Origin of the sequence: Desulfosporosinus sp. FKB, from assembly GCF_002196705.1 — a bacterium.
Taxonomy (GTDB): Bacteria; Bacillota; Desulfitobacteriia; order Desulfitobacteriales; family Desulfitobacteriaceae; genus Desulfosporosinus.
This window is the reverse complement of the sequence record NZ_NADJ01000036.1, coordinates 70,498-88,867: the sequence shown is the minus strand read 5'-3', so window position 1 is coordinate 88,867 and position 18,370 is coordinate 70,498. Positions and strand designations below refer to the sequence as shown.

General features: G+C 36.7%; 15 protein-coding genes. 11 read left to right on the top strand and 4 right to left on the bottom strand.

All coding sequences use genetic code 11. The annotated features are described in order from the left end of the window. Nucleotides 1-146: 146 nt before the first annotated feature. Together B5Y67_RS14360 and B5Y67_RS14355 are read right to left on the bottom strand one after the other, a co-directional pair. Nucleotides 147-1,226: a restriction endonuclease subunit S gene (locus B5Y67_RS14360; protein ID WP_207652420.1), complete on the bottom strand. Its 1,080-nt coding sequence runs from the start codon at nt 1,224-1,226 to the stop codon at nt 147-149. Beyond that, nucleotides 1,213-3,165, bottom strand: coding sequence for an N-6 DNA methylase (locus tag B5Y67_RS14355; RefSeq protein WP_088227123.1), 1,953 nt, complete (start codon nt 3,163-3,165; stop codon nt 1,213-1,215). Before B5Y67_RS14355 ends, B5Y67_RS14360 begins: the two co-directional genes overlap by 14 nt. Nucleotides 3,166-3,793: 628 nt before the next feature. Between B5Y67_RS14355 and B5Y67_RS14350 the strand changes: the two genes are divergently transcribed. From B5Y67_RS14350 to B5Y67_RS14305, 11 genes are all read left to right on the top strand, one after another. After that, a complete protein-coding gene (locus B5Y67_RS14350) occupies nt 3,794-5,125 on the top strand; it encodes a TniQ family protein (protein WP_088227122.1) in 1,332 nt (443 codons plus the stop codon). A 236-nt stretch (nt 5,126-5,361) separates the two neighbouring features. Beyond that, on the top strand, nt 5,362-8,031 hold the full coding sequence (locus B5Y67_RS14345) for a DDE-type integrase/transposase/recombinase (RefSeq protein WP_088227121.1): 2,670 nt from the start codon (nt 5,362-5,364) through the stop codon (nt 8,029-8,031). Between the two features lie 157 nt (nt 8,032-8,188). After that, nucleotides 8,189-8,893 (top strand): hypothetical protein, encoded by a 705-nt coding sequence (locus B5Y67_RS25940; protein WP_242975982.1) that lies wholly within the window; start codon nt 8,189-8,191, stop codon nt 8,891-8,893. 28 nt (nt 8,894-8,921) lie between these two features. Then, the gene (locus B5Y67_RS25935; RefSeq protein WP_242975981.1) at nt 8,922-9,695 is read left to right on the top strand and encodes a hypothetical protein; all 774 of its coding nucleotides are present in this window, start codon (nt 8,922-8,924) and stop codon (nt 9,693-9,695) included. Next, the gene (istB, locus tag B5Y67_RS14335; RefSeq protein WP_088227120.1) at nt 9,691-10,428 is read left to right on the top strand and encodes an IS21-like element helper ATPase IstB; all 738 of its coding nucleotides are present in this window, start codon (nt 9,691-9,693) and stop codon (nt 10,426-10,428) included. The genes B5Y67_RS25935 and istB overlap by 5 nt, the downstream gene beginning before the upstream one ends. A gap of 125 nt (nt 10,429-10,553) precedes the next feature. After that, on the top strand, nt 10,554-10,769 hold the full coding sequence (locus B5Y67_RS14330; protein ID WP_088227119.1) for a hypothetical protein: 216 nt from the start codon (nt 10,554-10,556) through the stop codon (nt 10,767-10,769). Continuing rightward, a complete protein-coding gene (locus B5Y67_RS14325; protein WP_088227118.1) occupies nt 10,753-11,418 on the top strand; it encodes a TniB family NTP-binding protein in 666 nt (221 codons plus the stop codon). Before B5Y67_RS14330 ends, B5Y67_RS14325 begins: the two co-directional genes overlap by 17 nt. Before the next feature lie 31 nt (nt 11,419-11,449). Further along, nucleotides 11,450-12,709, top strand: a complete 1,260-nt coding sequence (locus tag B5Y67_RS14320; protein WP_170932697.1) for a TniQ family protein — start codon at nt 11,450-11,452, stop codon at nt 12,707-12,709. Nucleotides 12,710-12,924: 215 nt separating this feature from the next. Beyond that, complete coding sequence (locus B5Y67_RS14315; RefSeq protein WP_088227116.1) at nt 12,925-14,193, top strand: hypothetical protein; 1,269 nt, start codon at nt 12,925-12,927, stop codon at nt 14,191-14,193. 1 nt (nt 14,194) lies between these two features. Beyond that, nucleotides 14,195-15,619, top strand: a complete 1,425-nt coding sequence (locus B5Y67_RS14310; RefSeq protein WP_088227115.1) for a hypothetical protein — start codon at nt 14,195-14,197, stop codon at nt 15,617-15,619. A 249-nt stretch (nt 15,620-15,868) separates the two neighbouring features. After that, nucleotides 15,869-16,195 (top strand): EamA family transporter, encoded by a 327-nt coding sequence (locus tag B5Y67_RS14305; RefSeq protein WP_282432782.1) that lies wholly within the window; start codon nt 15,869-15,871, stop codon nt 16,193-16,195. A 238-nt stretch (nt 16,196-16,433) separates the two neighbouring features. Here the strand turns inward: B5Y67_RS14305 and B5Y67_RS14300 are convergent, their stop codons facing one another. Together B5Y67_RS14300 and B5Y67_RS14295 are read right to left on the bottom strand one after the other, a co-directional pair. Continuing rightward, nucleotides 16,434-16,862: a hypothetical protein gene (locus B5Y67_RS14300; protein ID WP_088227114.1), complete on the bottom strand. Its 429-nt coding sequence runs from the start codon at nt 16,860-16,862 to the stop codon at nt 16,434-16,436. A gap of 34 nt (nt 16,863-16,896) precedes the next feature. Then, the gene (locus B5Y67_RS14295) at nt 16,897-18,357 is read right to left on the bottom strand and encodes an FTR1 family protein (protein ID WP_088227113.1); all 1,461 of its coding nucleotides are present in this window, start codon (nt 18,355-18,357) and stop codon (nt 16,897-16,899) included. Nucleotides 18,358-18,370 lie beyond the last annotated feature (13 nt).

Here is an 18,370-nt window from a genome sequence, read left to right as displayed (position 1 = left end):
TAAGCACTCAATAATTGCCACAATTTTTGTGGCAATACCCATAAAATTTCCGTTTTGAAAAGATATGCTTCCACTTTTGTTAAATCAAAAGTTTAAGAGAACACCTCAAATAAAAATAGGACTTCCGAGAAGGAAGCCCTATTTTTTTAATTTTGTTTTAAATTGTTCAAATAACTATTATATTTTTTTATCATCATATTTTTTATGTATTGCTCCATATATTTATAATCTGGCTCGCCAGAATCTGTAGCGGGTAACATGATGCGTTCTTTTGCTAATCGTGGGTCAGAGATTTCATGGCTGAAACTATACTTACCAGTTAGAGCTTTTGTCATAACTGTTGCTAGAAACAAGTATTGATATTGATTCAGATTCCTGTTCCAACATTGGGTAACATGGTCTGCGGCAACAAATGTATATGGATGATAGAAAGTCTTTCCCGCAGATGAACCACCATTTGCAATACTAAGACATACATTAAATTTTCTAACCTTGTCTTCATTGCCGATAAAATGAGTTACACCATTTTCTTGACCATATGAAGATACAAGCGGTGTATTGCCTGAAATATGGTTTTTATCTACAATGCGCTTTCCGCGTTTGGGTTTATCAAAAATGGAATTGATATAAAATGGTTGCCAATCTATAGCTGATGTTTTTGGGATTGAAACCTGTTCTCCTAGCAATCTAAGCTGTTTTTTACAATATTTAACACATTGCTCTTGCTTTTGATTTATCCGATCTTTAATATAATCGTCCATAAATTTGTAATCTGGACTTCCAAAATCATTTACTGGAAGCATTATTTTTGTACGTGAGAGCCTACCTAATGTTGCACCATTTCCACCCCAGTTGAATTTCTCCATTTGTACCTTTAGCATAGCACTAACAAATAGAGCAGAATTCCTATTCATATCATCGTAGTTTAAGACTTGAATATTTTGTCCTGTATAAAAATCATGTGGTTGATAAAACACAGTTTGTGTGTCCAATCCGATTGTAATACAGTTCCCACTATCAATAGCATATTTGTCGGGTTGGACTGACGGAATGAACATATTTATTCCGTTAGAAGACGCACTTCGTGTCACATAAGGAATTTCAGAAGCTCCATCGAAGAACAATTTATTCTTATCAATTCCACTTTGAGTAGCTTCAATATGAAATATGCCCTCATCCCCAGATATGAAGAATGACTCCCACCTTTTATCATTAAGGCTTAACATTGGAATTACCTCCACCAAAAAGGTTCTGTCTTTCTTGCATAATCATGGAAAATTCAAATGATAAATAATCACCTATGGTCTTATCAAACTCGTCTTCTGTTGGTATTTCATCGTTAAAAAAGTAAAAGCTATGCAACCATTCGTCAGAAACTTCAACTGTTGATTGTACGCAGAAATTTGTTTCAGCATCTATTCTACTAAACCAAACATCAAGCAAATGTTGCTTTTTATCCTTAGCAGATTCTGTTTCTACTAATCCGATATGTGGGGCAACTTTAAAGCCATCATCTTCAAAGTTTATGAACTTACACTCTTTTGATTGTGGATGCGGTTCTCCTGCTGTAAATACGGCAATGCATGGCATTACACCTACACCATAGAAAGTGTCCTTGTTCAAAGTGATTACACCCTCTAATGTGTGATGCTTTAATATATTAGTCTTGATGGCTTGTTCTTCTTTAGTCTTTCCAGTCATAGAAGATTGAGGAACAATCACTGCACAGCGTGCACCCTCTCCCAATGAATCAAGTAAATGTTCCGTAAAGCAAATCTCATAAAGATTTGGATTCTTCTTTGACCCCTGCGAATAAGGTGGGTTCATCATTCCAACAGTTGCCCCTTTCAACTGTATCTTGTCTGGCTCTTGTGCTAAGAAATCAGCATTGATTAGATTGCTCTTTCCATCGCCACGAAGAATCATATTAGTAGTTGCAATAGTAAACATATAAGACTGCAACTCAAATCCATGAAGCTGATTTTTACGGATGTTCTTTATGTCTGGGTCGGATGTAATTTCTTCTTTGGTTCTCAATTCTTTTGCTCCGATAATCTGATTGAACATATTATGCATAGCAGCAATAAGAAATCCTGCTGTACCACAGCATGGGTCTAACACAATGTCTGTAGGCTTCAAATCAAGCAGGTCGCAGAACAGCTCTGTAATATGCTTTGGAGTAAGAACTATTCCAAGTGTCTGACCATCGCCACCGCTGTAGCTCATGAACTCACCATAGAACCGTCCAAGATAGTCCTCGGCAGAACGAGTGTATTTGATGCACTTATATATATGTTCATATAAAAAATCTGTATAATATCTAAGTGGGGTTTTGCCAAGTGTAGAATTGACCTCATTCAATATCGTAGTGTCTTTGATTATTGAAAACTGGCTTAATATCTTATCCCTTTTAACATCTGGTGCAACATGGGCTCTCTTTAAGTTGGCTTCGATTGCTTCGTATATCTTTTGTCCGTCTGTCTTTAAGGTATCAGCATTTAAACTCTCTACACTAAAGTTCTTATGCTCTAATTCATTTAATGCAAGTAGGATTCCAGATACTACCAGTGGCTTATCAATATCTTTCAGGTTGCCATAGTTACGCAAGTCTTCATGTAGAGTAGCCGCATCCTTTAATATCTCGGCAGTTTCTTTCTCAATATCAGTTTTCTCCTGCAACACCTCTTTGACATAGTATTCTTCAATGTTTTTCTCGTTAAATGAAATAAAGGTTTCCACTTCTGGAAGCTCTCTGTAGTACTCTGTATCATCCACATAGATTGGACTGATTTTGTGTCGTTTCTCATTACCAGACACACCAAATGTCAACACTTTTTTATAAGTAGTATTTTTAATTAAATGTTGTGCATAAAATAAGGCTCCATTCACGGCATAGTCCTTGACGGCTTGAACTTCAAGGCTGATGACCTTACCATCCATTTTTACATGCTTATTAAGGTCAGCTTTATCTTCAATTACAATAATAAAATCTTTGACTGTTCCAATATACTCTGGAAATCCTACGTTTCCAGTGCCATTTTTGGAAGCCGTTTTAAGTGCTTCATTAAGCTCTTTGATAGAACTTCCTTGTGGTTCTAAATTGAGGTCAGCTTCTTTGAGTAAGTCTCTGACCCATAAATCGGTTTTTACTTCTTTCTTTGCCATGAGAGATTCTCCTTTCATTTCCATAAATTAGATTAGGAGGGACTAATCTCCTAAATAGACTAGTTAAATATTGCTATTAACCCCTGACAAAGTTCTTATTTAATTATTATATTTAATTAATATAGTATAGCTACTTATGATATTAGACAGAAAGAAAGGGAATCCTGCTAAATATGGGAATATAATGTTGGAATCAATAGTATAATATGGTAATATGTTACTGCGTGGTTAGCATGTTTATACGCCAATAATCATGGGTTTGTGGGAGTACCAATAGATTATATTGACAGAATTATCGGGGGTCAAATAGAGTGCGAAAATACTCCAGAATTTACTATGCTACAATCAAATATTAACTTAATACAACAAAACCTCAAAATTCAAAAGGATGAACTAAGAGGAATAAAGTAGCCAAAGCGAATATTTTATGCTAAAATCGCTGAACCTGATTAATTACATATACTAATAAATAAAGACGGATTACTCCCGTCTTTATTTATTAGTATGTTGTTTTTTGTAAAAATTTACAATGTGTGTAATATTGGGACTGAGTAAAGTACGTCTTGGAGGTATTTAGAATGATTATAGGTGAAGATTAAGTAATTCAAGTCGGTATTCATGGGGTGTTATTATTAGTCCACGACTTTATACCTTACCTCCCCTCGGGCTATATACAGGTTTAGGTGAGAGCCAAACAAGCTTTTTATCAAGACTGGCAGAAGCCCATTCTGTCTCAGTTGGAACTCTGATTGGGAAAGTAATTGCACCAATACTGGGAAAAACCTATCTAACAAACAGCAGTGAAGCTGGTGGTAGTGGATTCTACGGTAATGGGTTTGAATTAAATGGGTTTGGAATTGTATCAGAGGATTTTGCTCGGGTATTATCAAAGTTAACAGGATGCAATACCCTTAGAAATCTGTCATTGTTACCATTACACGATATATTAACGAATAGAGGGACTCTTCGACAGACTAAAGCATGGTGTCCAATGTGTTTTGAGGAATGGAAAAGTTCTAACAAAGATATTTATGAACCTTTGCTTTGGAGTATCAAAGCAGTTAATATATGTAGAACTCATGGGATAACGCTTAAAACTCAATGCCCCCAATGTGAAAAGGAAATCCCTATGCTATCACGTAAATCGAGAAACGGCTTTTGCTCGTTTTGTGGTTGTTGGTTGGGTTCCACCGAGTTGGAACTCGACAGAGAAACAACCGTGGGGCAAGCCTCACTAGATTACTTTATAGCGAAGAATATTGAAGAACTTCTTGAGATGAAGGATAACCCTGGATTCCGTCCATCAGTCGAAGAAATGTATATCTTTTTAAAAGCGATAATTGACAAGGCTGGCGGGAGGGTTGCTTTTTCAAAGAAATTTAATGTTCCGTTAACAACCGCAAGATATTGGTATGAGGGGAGGCATATTCCCTTTCTAAGAACATTCTTGGAAATTTGCTATATGGTAGGTATAGATATAAGGGAAATCTTCGGAGTTAATAAAATAGATTTAAATTCAGCGAGTTACGATAATGTTTATATCTTACCAGAAAAACATATCAAAGTATCCTTAGTGAAAAGGAGCTATGATTGGAACATAATCGAAAATATTCTTAGAAGTTTTATATCTAATGATGATACAACTTATCCTTCTGTTCATGAAGTTGCTATGAAGATCGGATGCGATAAAAAATTACTCTATAGACATTTCCCGAATTTATGTAAAGAGATAGCTAAAAAACACTCGGCGTTTGTTCATGCTCAGAAAATAAAACGTATTGATGAAGGTTGCCAAAGAATAAACGAAGTAATAAAGGTCTTATACGACTCGGGTATCTATCCAAGCCGACGTAAAATTGAAAGTCTTCTTCCACCTAATATTTTACTACGGGAAAAAGCTTATCAAAAGGCGTGGAAAGAGAGTATTAGAAACTCAGGCTTAACTAACCAAGGTGAGTAATTTAGTTGTTGACTCATTTTCAGCCTAGGGTTAAACTTAGAAAGTTGAATAGTGTAAAAATAAGGGGAAGACATGAGGATTTATGAGTTCGTTGGCAAAGCCTTAAAACATTTTAAGGAAAGAATGAAAACAGATAAATACATAAGATATTTTTTAAAGACCGTTTAGTCATTTGACTAGGCGGTCTTTACTTGTTTTATGGTAAAAAATAATTTACAAAAAATGGAGGGCGTTATATGTTCACTGAAGATGAGTTTAAACAATGGAATAAAAAGCTTGGATTATCTGACTCGGCAATTGAAATAATTCGTAGGGTCAGGGAAAGCGAACCCTCGCGGAGAGTCGGGGGAGGAAGAACAAATGTTGTAGGGTCCTACCCTAGTCGGAAAATGGGTATGTCTATTCAATTTGAAAGCAATAAAGTCGAACTTCCAGGGGTGTATCTTAAAGAGCATGATAACTCTGTTAAAGAATTCTATGACCAGCCTCCCAAAATAAAATTATCCTATAAATCACTCAAAGAAAAGGTTATCACGATATATCATACAGCTGACTACTTTGTGCTACATGAGGATAAAGCTGGCTGGGAGGAATGGAAAACAGAGGAAGAGTTAGTTCAATTAGCAAAGGATTCCCCTAATCGTTACGTTAAAATTAACGGTAAATGGCATTGCCCACCTGGAGAAGAATATGCAAAGCAGTTTGGACTTCAATACTGGGTAAAATCTTCAGATGAAATTAACGTGCAAATTCAACGAAATATAGTTTTTCTTGAAGATTATCTATTGGATAACGAAACAGAAGTCTTGCCAGAAGTTATTAAGAAAATTTTAGCTTATATTCGTGAAAATCCTGGAATTCCTTTGGCTGACCTTTTAAGAACTGATGGAGTTGAGGCAGATGATATTTACTACCTAATTGCAAGAAGTAAAATTTATATAAATTTAGAGGAAGAGGTATTAAGCGAACCCGAATATACCCACGTATTTATCGACGAACAAACTGCTTTAGCATATAAAACGATGACTTATCGTAAGAAGAGTCCCATGTTTGAGGACCATACGCTTGAAATTGCTCCTGGTGTGAAAGTTATTTGGAAAGGTAAATTATGGACGATAATAAACGTGGGAGAAAAGAGCATTTCGCTCTTATCTGAAGAAGATATTATCCACATACCCAAAGACCAATTTTACAACATGGTTAGTGAAGGGCGAATAAAAGGCGTTGATACTGATATTATCAAGAACACTAATGCCGTAATAAACGAAAAAATTGCCCAAGCTAGTGAGAAAGAACTTCAGGAAGCCAATTACAGATATAAAACCATCTTGCCAGCTTTAGAGGGTAAGAAGATTAAAGATATTTGTGTAGTCGGGCTAACATCTCGTACAATTAGGAACTGGATAAATGCTTACATGGAAGCTGAGAACCAATATGGTTCGGGATTCATTGGGTTAATTCCAAGAACAAATTTACGTGGTAACAGGGACCCTCATCTCCCAGAGGAAACGTTATCCAAGACAGTTCAATTTATTGAAGAAAATGAAACAGTAACGAACCAAAGCATGAAAGTTCTTTATGGAAAGCTTCAAGAGTATTGCAAAACACATGGTATTATTGTACCAAGTTCAAAGACCTTTAAAAAAATGATTAAGTGTAGACACAGATATGAACATGTACTGAATACAGAGGGACCAAGAACTGCTTATCAAAATGAACCATTTTACTGGGTACTTGAACCAGATACTCCAAGGCATGGAGAACGTCCATTCGAAATTGCTCATCTTGACCATACCGAAATGGATTTGGAAACAAATCACTCAGTAACTGGTAAGAACTTAGGGAAGGTTTGGCTTACGTTATTAGTAGATGCTTTCTCAAGAAGAGTTCTGGCATTTTATATTACCTATGACGCCCCATCCTATCGAAGTGACATGATGGTTTTAAGGGAATGCGTCAGGCGAGTTAATCGGCTTCCGCAAATTATTGTGACAGATAACGGCAAAGATTTTAAAAGTATCTATTTTCAGTCGCTTTTGGCAATGTTTGGAGTAACACATAAAATTCGACCTGCCCATAAGGCACGTTTTGGTTCGATTGGGGAACGACTTTTTGGCACGACAATGTCGCAACTCATTCATAACTTGAAGGGAAATACGAAAATCATGAAAAATGTCCGTCAAGTTTCTAAGTCGGTTAACCCCAAAAACCATGCGGTTTGGACTCTGCCAGCTCTTTATGAATTACTTAAGGAGTATTTCTATGAGTTTTATGATACTCAAGAGCATTCAGCTCTTGGAGAATCTCCAAGGGAAACATTTGAGCGTGGGATAGTGATTTCGGGCAAAAGACGTTTTCGGTTTATTCCATACAACAAAGATTTTATGATTATGACACTTCCACCAGTAAAGAGAGGTAATGGTACGGCTAAAGTTGACCCTCAAAGAGGTGTAAAAGTTAATTACCTTTATTATTACTGTGACGATTTTTATAAACCTGATGTTTCAGGAACAAGAGTACCTGTCCGATATGACCCATGGAATGTGGGTATTGTTTATTGCTTTGTTCGCAAGCGTTGGGTCATGTGTTATTCACAATACTACTCGGTGTTCAAGAACAGAACGGAAACTGAAATTCAAATTGCTTCTGAACAATTGATGAAACAAAAACGAGATAATGCAGGGAAGTCAGGTATATCAGCAAGGAAATTAGCAGATTTTCTTTCTCGTGCGGAAGTTAACGAAGAAATTTTAAATCAAAGAATACTAAATGCTGAAATGGCACCTCAGTTACATGTTATCCAAGGTGGTTTTGAAGTTCATAAGATTGATGAACCCGAATACGTCAATGAGCATGACTTTAACGAAGATGAAGAAATAAACTTTGATTTGGATGATGACTTGTGAATGGTAAACTAAACCATACACATTTACGCCAATGAAAGCATACAAGTTTCTGCCACAAACCATACAACTTTTTGCCAATAACCATACAACTTAAATCAAATACAGCGATCGGACTTTGTTAGAATAGGGGCTAGCAAAGAGGTCAGGAGCTGTTAGAATGAAAGGATTTAAGATGTATAAACAGATACAGCAACTTAAAGAGATTGGATTCACTCGGTCTCGGGCTGCCAAGCAGCTGAACATAAATCGGGAAACCGTAACACGATATTGGAACATGACAGCGGATGAATTCGCCAAACAGCTGTATAGCATTAACCGAGAACTGCTACTTTCAAAATATGAGGAAATTATCATTAGTTGGTTGACACAATATCCAACAATGACAGCCGCCCAAGTATGCGACTGGCTTAAGGAGCATTATAAAGAGGATATCAAGGAACGAACTGTCAGCCGTTATGTCAAAGGGTTACGAGAGGAATATAATCTTAAAAAATCCAATCATCCCAGAGATTATGAGGCTGTAGAAGAGCTCCCCATGGGGCAGCAGTTACAGGTGGACTTTGGTGAAAAGTGGATGCAATCCATTGATGGGCAGCGTGTAAAGATTCGCTTTGCAGCCTTTGTACTCGCTCATGCACGTTACAAATGGGCATTCTTTCAAACTCGGCCCTTCACAACAAGCGATCTGGTTTCAAGCTGTCATGAGTGCTTTAGATATATAGGTGGGATGCCGCTAGAAATGGTATTTGATCAGGATAGTATCGTCAGCGTTTCAGAAAACTATGGAGATATTATTCATACCTTTGAGTTTGAGAAGTTCCGGCAAGAATGCAATTTAAGAATACCTCTGCCGCGCAGCTGATCCGGAAAGGAAGGGTAAGATCGAGAATGTGGTTAAATTCATCAAGTATAATTTCCTTGAAAACAGACTTTTTGCTGATGAGGAAGTTCTCAACAGTTCGTTCCTAAAATGGTTGGATAGAACCGGTAATGCGAAAGTTCACGGCACTACCAAAAAGATACCAGCCAAGGTGTTTGAAGATGAACGTGAACACCTAAGACCCCTGCTGGACATCCGATTAAACGGTGATGTAACCATCTGCAGAAACGTTCGGAAAGATAACACGATCGTCTACGACAGCAATCGGTACTCTTTACCTCTTGGTACATACAACAACCAAAAAGAGGTCAGCATTGAAGCGAAGAATGAAAAATTAACGATTATGACCGTATTCGGTGAATTTATCTGTGAACATCCAATCTCAACCGGCAGAGGTCAATTAATTAAGAGCACCAGTCATTCCAGAGATATTACAGACTCGATGGATAAAGCTCAAACTACTGTTGATGAGCTGTTATTATTCAAGGCAACCGGTTTTCTGCAGACAATTCGAACAGAAAAAGCACGCTATGCCCGTGATCAGTTCCGGTTGTTGCAAACATTATGCGATAACTATGGGATTGATGACGTACTCAATGCCATCAGATATTGTGAGGTGAGCAAACTCTTCGGAATAACCTATGTAAAGGATTTTTTAGAGCACAGTGCTAAACCAAAACAAGTCATCGTCCTGAATGCTATTCCGGTTAGCAACAACAAGTATCATGTGACCACTGAGAAACGCTCTCTGGATGTGTATGCAAAGGTAGGTAGCAGCCATTAATGAACGAATTGAACGTGTCAATGCATTAGTGTCGGGACTTCATTTGGTCCCTGTTGATTTAGAAAACCTTTATGCTAAAAAGAATAATCTCACGCCTCTCGAAAGTGTTGAAGTTTTCCTTTCAGAGCAACAACGTCTTCGGACGGAAAAGCAAAATCTAATTCGCAGAAGAAGAGCAAATCTACCGGCCGAAAAGACTCTGGAAACCTTCGACTTCGGATTCCAACGCAGCGTATCCAAGGAACAGATGTTAAGGTTGTCCGATATGACTTGGGTTGAGCAAGCGTTCAACATTTGTTTCCTGGGACCACCTGGTATTGGGAAAACGCATTTGGCCTTGTCCTTAGCGGTACAGGCTTTAAACCTAGGTTATGCCGTAGCTTTTACAACCTTGGATGAACTCATAATTACACTAAAAACCTCGCAAATCTCGACCGCCAGTAAGAGACGAATAAAAATACTCAACTCGGCATCACTGGTTATTATTGATGAAGTTGGCTTCATGCCACTTTCTACAATAGAAGCCAATTTGTTCTTCGGTTTCGTGTCTTCAATGTCCGAGAAAACATCACTCATCATTACCTCAAACAAAGGATTCGATGAATGGGCTGACTTTTTAGGGGATGCCACAATTACAACGGCGATTTTAGACCGCCTTATTCACCACTGCGAGATTTTAAACATGACAGGAAACAGCTACAGACTCCAACATAGGAAGACCATTACACAGTAACAAAAATGTTGTATGGTTTGTGGCGAAAAGTTGCTGGTTTTGCTTGACTGCTTACATGACTAAGGGAGCTTTCAAATTAAGGCCCGTTAATCGTTTGTTTACCTGGTAATGGAGGATTTTATTAAATGGGCGAAGAAGGGAAAAATAAATTCCCAGTAGAGTTGTTAGATAAAACTAAGGAAGAACGTAAAAAGTACTTTGCAGATTGCATTGTATCCCACAAGTTCTTAGATGAAGCAATTAATAAGACAATTAGGCTTATTACAAATGACGTACCTGAAAGAATAGTTTTTATATGTGGACCATCGGGGGTACAGGGACGTAATGGCTCTTATTATTAATGAAGCACACCATATATTGCGAGTAGTAAGTGGAAAAGAATCTAACTGGTCAGTTGATTTAATTAAATCTCTAACCAACTTGAGCGAAACTTCGATTATACTGGTTGGGACGTATGACTTACTTTCGCTTTTAGTGGATTTAAACCTTAAGTCAACAGACCAGATTAATCAAAGAACTAGAATTGTAGATTTTCCGCGTTATCGCTCAGAAGTTACAAGTGAGGTCAATATCTTTGGGAAAACAGCCAAAAAGCTTCTTCAAAATATGCCACTTGAACAAAAGGCAGAAGATTTAATTAATAAACAAGACTGGAAGTATTTTTACAAAAATTCTTTGGGGTGCATTGGGACATTAAAACTTTGGCTCATGGACGCTTATGCACTTGCTTTAGATTCAGATGCTAAAACCTTAACTCGGGAGCATTTAGAAGAAGCAAAATTTTCAGGGTACAGACTTGACGGGATGTATCAGAGTATAGAGGAAGGAGAGCGAAAAATGAAGGAAGTACAATCGGGAGGAGATATTGATTCGAAGTTAGTTTATGCAAAATCCGAAGATGAGTCACAGGATAATTCAGAAAAGAGCAATACAACAAAGGACAGTACCAAACCATTTAACAGAAGCCCAAAAAGAGATGCGGTTATGTAGAGTATTTTTAAGAGGAGAAGATTTAGAGATAATGTTAAAAAGCAATAGGTGTTTTGTTCAATGTGTTCCAACTAAGCTCTATTCATTAAAACCAAGGGGTATAGGTACAAGATATTATGTTGAAAGTTTAACAAGTCACATCAACCGTTTAGCCGATGCTCACCACTTAAAAGTTGGGACTTTATTATATGGTATTATTTTAAAATCTGAAAAAGCATTGAATTTAAAGTCAGACTACAGAACACTAGGTAATATAAATGGTTTCTCAAAGGCGGGTCAAGATTTAATTGCTATTCTAGAGGAATTCACAGGGTTAAAAAATATGAAATTGTTAACTACCTGGAACACAAAGGATTTAATATTAGTTCCCCTTAAAGGCCATAAAGCCTGGTGCCCAAAATGCTACACAGAATGGCATGATAGAAATGAGATTATATACGAACCTTTACTATGGTACTTATTAATGGTTGATTATTGCCCCAAACATAAAATATCTTTAGTTTCTGAGTGCCCACATTGTGGAAAGAAAAATCCAAAAATCTCAGGCCGCTCTAGGCTTGGATTTTGCCTTTACTGTTCAAAATGGTTAGGACAAGAAAATAACATAACAGGGGTAAAAGATGAGGACTGGTCAAAGTGGGTAGTTTCAAACATTAGTGAATTTCTAAAATATGAAGGTAAAATGAGTTTAAATAATTTATCCCAAAATCTAATCATGTTAAAAAATAAACTAAAAAGTATGGATTATATAAGTCGTCAATCAGGAGTAGGTGTTAATACGCTAAATTATTGGAAAAATGGAGAGGAAATTCCTAATGGGGAAACTTTACTTAAATTATGTTATTCGATAAATATTCCCATTAAAAGGATGTATTCTAAAATTCTTTCTGAAAATGATATAACGTCGGCACAAACTAAATTAGAAAGGAAAATTAAAAAAGGTAATCGTATAAAAGCGAAAGATAACGTACAGCTAAAACAAAGGCTACAGGAATTATTAAATATGGCTAAAGATAATGTTGAAATTCCTCCAATTGGAAAGGTAGCCGAGATGTTTCATCTATCTAGACAAACAATCAAAACCGCATTTCCAAATGAAACAAAAGAATTGCAAGAAGTTCGAGATACCCAGCAAAGCATTTTATTGGAGAAAAGGAGAGAACAGAGATATTTACAAATAAAACGAATTGTATTCGACCTCTATGAGAAGGGAATATACCCAAGTAAAGAAAAAGTGGGTATTTTAATAAATAAGAATTTTTATAGCAATAGCTTTGAAAATAAGGTATAGATAGATGCTTTAATAGAACTTGGTTTGAGGTGATAATAGGTAAAAACTAACGATTTTTGCTTCCGCATAATTAATCACTGAGACTAAATACGCTAATCATTTAGGGATATAGAATAAATTCAACACCTTTTGATTATTTCCCCCTTTGTATTGTTCGAAAATTGTAACTATTGTACAATAGTCAAGGGGATTAGATAAACAAGAGGTGTTTCAAAATGGAGAACGAATTATATTCATTGAGATGTCAGGATTTGCATAATGCTGTATCTGCAAATGTTGATCCAACAAGTGGGTATTTGACCGATTATACAGCCACTAGGACTATTGGGATGGCTGGGCAGGTTATATCAACCTTACATGGTATGGATGTAGTTGACTATCAGCGTTTCGAGCCAATAGCCGCTCATCAATACGGAGTTGATGTTATGTGGTTAAAACAAGTGTTTAATGTATTAGAGGACTGTGGCCTTGTTCAACTTATGGGTAAGAAGAATAAACCAGAGAAGATTTATATAAAATCTAAATACTTAAAAAGCAATTATGAAACTCTTTCGGAATATTTAACTGAAGAGATGTCTCCAGAGGAAATTGAGTTGGGAACTATTGATATTTTACAAGAATTGTCAACTGCGCCTCTTACAACAGAAGATGTAAAAGAGCGTTATAATTTAGACGAAGAACAACTTAGGAGATTAATGTATTTTGGACGTGAATCGCAACTACTTCAATTTACTACTATTGAAGATAATATACATCTTATAAGTACCCCTATGTATTGGGACGAAAATGCTATTTCGGCACACGCGATTATCGAACAATTTTCTTCTGTTGAGTTCAAAGAAGCAATGACAAAGATAAAAGTGTATCAAGGATTTCCTGTCGAAATATCTAAAAACCCAGTGATGCAAGCCTTGGTTGCTAAAGCAATCCTCCCCACTCCTGTTGTTAGAATGGAAGGTATTGACCACCCGTTTTTATTTACACCATATAATACGGACCCATCAGAAAAGATTATACTTGAGAAAGCAAGGGACATAGTTGCTTGTGTTAGAACAGGAGAGAATTTTGCAAAATATCCAATAACGAATCCAGTTTATATACTTAATGCTCTTATGGATTCCACAATAGGATATAGACTTCGTTCAACCACAGTAGCAAAAGAACAGTATTTCTTGCTGGCTTCGAAGGGTATAGGAGCATTGGATAGTACTGGGGGAAACTGGTATTCCTTCAGATTGATTGATACTGAAGCGAATATTAGGGCTGTAAAATTAGCAAAGGAACTCATTCTCTATGGAGAAAAGGTAGAGGGTGGAAAAGAAAATGATGATGAAATAAAAAGGTTTATAGGTACTCAGGGCCAAAGTGTTAGTGCTTTCAAATCAATAAAGGAAGCAAACAAAAAGAAAGATGTAACACCAGAGATGGCAACAGAACTTCTCAATGTTATTCAAGGCGTTTATACATTTAAAGGGAGGAAATGACTTGGAAATTAAAAGTGATAATGATCAAACAAAGGCACAAAATGAAAACACTCCGCTTGATTCAAATAAAGAGTCATACACCTCCAATTATGACCAAACTAAAATAGAAAACCCCATACTGCCTGACGCACCTTCTATCATGAATGAGGAGAAACAAAATAGTATAGAAATTGAAAGTGATACTCCCAAAACACAAATTTCTATGTTTAAGGAAAATCCCAAAATGGCAGAAAATAAAACTAATATCATCAAGAATAAGGAAGATAAACTTGAAAACGGTAATATTGGAAGACCTGCTTCGTCAATGATAAAAGAGTTCAAGAAATCCACAGATTTGGATATGCAATTAAAAATTAAATTTAAACAGATTTTATGGCAAATGGGCCATTATGCAAGAATAGACGTAAAAATTGCGGGTTACGGTGAACAGGAGCAATCAGGTAGACGGGATGGTATTGGTGAACTTACCGATGTTGATGTCCTTGGGATAAATGTTCATGATGACTTTCAAATAGAACCGATAATCGTGGATTGCAAAAATGGAGAAAATGTTAGCCCATCAAATCGTTTATACTGGTTAAAAGGAGTAATGGAAAGCCTCGATAGTACTCGGGGATATTTAGTTATGGGGAAAAAGACAATTCCATCTCATTTGAGAGAAGTCGCTAATAAGCTCAATGTTTCATTAATGGATGGAAAAAATTTAGTTGCTTTAGAACGTATATATAATATAAATGAATTAGATGGCATTAATATATTTTCTGAGGAACTATTTTTAAAACAAGAACAAATCTCCGAAAAACAAATTGCTGAATTACTTAACTACCGTAAATATCACTATTGGATAAGTGAAGACCATACTAATCTTCATAATATTCTTTCGTTATTATCTAAATATGCTGATAAGTTAAACCCGTTAAATAAAAATCATCAAATTATTGTAATGGATTTAATTATTTTATTAACTATTTCTATTTTCAAGGCCTGTAGTTATGTAATACGTACTAGTTTAAGTGATGTTAAACATGGAGTATTACTTTTTCTTTATAATGGTATTTACAATTTGGATAAATATAGTTCAGTGTTAGCTATAGTAGATAAAATATTTGAAAAAACTGCTCGGAACTATGACCAGATTAGAAAGATGATTGATACTAAACCAAGATTTTTTGATAATTTAGTAGAACTTTGTATTACCTTATTAAGAAGACCAAATGAAGCTAAAGATATTTTAAGATATATGGACATTATTATTTATTCAACGTTATTACCACAAAAAAGTGAAAAGAAGTCAATTAGAGAGGTACTTGGAAATGATTTTAATGAATTAACTACTAAATTAATGTTTGATTTGTTTGATTTTGTTGAAAAGACAACTCGTATAGATACTAGATTAATTCCCAGAAAACAAATTTATGGGGATTAATAACTAATAAGTGAAGCTAACAACAAATATATCATATGGAAGTTATATGTTTCCTTTTTGCTCTAAAGGAAACTTTATGCTTCCATAATAACAAATCGTAATCTAAAAGCCTCCCTATAAAGGGGGGCTTTTGGAAAAGATATAGTTCCTTTGTTGGAAAAGAAATGGGTTCTGCCACAATTTTTTATGAACATAAGAAGCCCAGCATTGCTGGGCTTTTCGACGTTTTAGGCTAAGTTAGCATCGTTAATGGCGGTGCTTTTTATGTTTCTTGCATCTTCTTCGTTAAAAGATGCACCCCCCATTTCGTTTAGAAGTATGGAATCGTTTAAAAGGTTGTTAATACTGGAATTTGGTTGCTATTTTTATTTTTCTTCCATCGGTAGTCTGCCTGTGCAGACTGTGTCAATCTGCGGTTATTTGGAGCCACTTTCGGCATTGATTTTTTTAGCTGCCATATTAGGAGAAAAGTTAAGTCTTATGCAAATAGCCGGAGCTGTATTGATTTTGGGAGGGGCAGCATTTGGAGAATTGTTTCGGCCTAAAAGTAGTAATTTATTAATCCAATCGTCCTAGTGGATGAGCAAGTTCACGAGTGACTATGCTTTTTCCGGAAAGGTGTTCTGCGGGAATTGCAGAAGTAAGTTCCGGCGTATGAAGTTGGGGAAGTGGTAAAATGAGCAGATCGATTGGATATGTATTTATCATTAACTGGGTGGAAATATTAAGAACCCCGCCTAGAAAAGCTAAACGGGATTCTTAGGGAGTATAAGAGTTTTGGGTAATTGGTTTCTGTTGTTAAAATTCTTTGTTACTATTCCTTAGTTGATAATTCTTTCAAGGCTTGAGTCAATTCTCCATTCAATGTTCCGAGAGTTTGTTTATCCATTGGGCTTGCTTTAGAGCCTGCTATCGTTGGATCAAGATAGTCTTCGATTTTTTTATAGAGATCAGGATATTTCTGTTTTACACTGTCTTCAAAGGGACTCCATGCATCTTCTAACTGGGGTCCAGTTTTCTTGACGGTCACTTCATCTCCAGAATTAATAGCTGACTTTAAAGTATCTGTAATGCTGAGCATTTTTGTTACACCTGAATGAATTGCCGATGGTGTTGCTGTCTGATTTGATGTTGATTGAGAGGTAGTGCTTTGTGTCGAGGACGAAGTGCTGTTTGCGCATCCAGCAATAACAGTTAAACTGATAACTAGAGTTGATGCTAATAATAATCGAGTTGATTTCATTGAAATATTCCTCCTACAATTTCGCATTTTTGAACTAGTTTCCTATGGGTTTTAACCGTTTCCATAGGATCACGAGAAGAGCAATGACAATCAGAGCCATCTGAGGTATAGCACTTTGCCATGATGGATAAAGTGCTATGAAGTCCAGATTGGGTATACTTGAAGACGTTGTGGATGGTATCGTACCAGCGAGTTGTAACCCATGAATCCCCATTCCAGTGAACTTAATACATAGGTAAAATACAATGACACTAGATACCAGGAAAAAGGGCCGAATGGGAAGCTTCAAGCCTAAACGAATCATCAAATAAGCCAGAGTGCCAAGAAAACCAAATCCAAGGGCCAAGCCTAGAATAAGTTCTTTCATGCTTATTTGATTTACCATTCCGATAAAGAACAAGACAGTTTCAGTTCCTTCGCGAAAGACTGCCAGAAACGAGAGAACCCCTAACGAAACCATTTTTCCGGTATCCAGAGCGGACGTGCTTTTTTCCCTAATGTACTTCTGCCAATCAGAAACATTAGATTGACTATGAAGCCAATAGCTCATGTATAAGAGCATCAAAGCCGCAAAAATACCCGTCCAGCCATTGATCAAAGCATTGTTGTTACCAAATGCACCTGAAGAGAAAACAAACTTAACGATAATAGCCACCAAAATACTAAGTATGAGTCCCCCTATAACTCCAAGCCAAACCCAGGTGCTCCCCTTGGTTTGCCCCGACTTCTTTACAAAGGCTAGTAAAGCAGCGATCACTAATAGCGCTTCAAGACCTTCGCGGATTAGGATCATAGCAGCATCCCAAAACGTATACCCAGATTTGCCTGTTAGTGGACTTAAATAGTTGATCATCTGATTCAGTAATTGAATCGAACTTTGATAATTTGGCGGATTTGCCGAAAGCATTGCATTGACCGTGACCATATCCCTTTCCGAATCGGCATAAACAGATGCGGACTGTGCAACGACATCGCCTTCCACACTGAGCCAGGAATCTCTTACTTTAGAAATTTCAGCGAGCGCTTCTTGTTGTTGCTGATTCTGAGCTTTGAGCTTAGTTTGTTGTAAAAGAACGATGAAATCACGTAATGAGATAGATTCTTGTTTAAACTGTTGCCCCTTGGGAAAATCGCCATGGATTACCTTCGAATTAACGGTTTTAAGTCCTTGTAATGCCTGAGTAATGGCATTTTGTTTCTTTTGCATGAAGGCATAATCCACTTGACCCATGTTGGACTCAACTTCTTTGTACGCTTCTCCCGATTCCTGTTTTACGCTATCTTCGATTTGCCCCCAGATATCATGGAATTGTTGATAATCTTGTTTCGCTTCGGACAAGTGCCCTTGAGCCGAGGCCGTTAACGCATGATCGATAAAGACTTCGGCACGAGTTATATTATCAGAAGCTTGAGTAGATGCCGCCCAAACTTTGCTTGGGCTTAACGTAACTAGAATGGCTGCAATGAGTAATATTGTCTTGATTGTCCGAGCCATTATGTACCTCCTT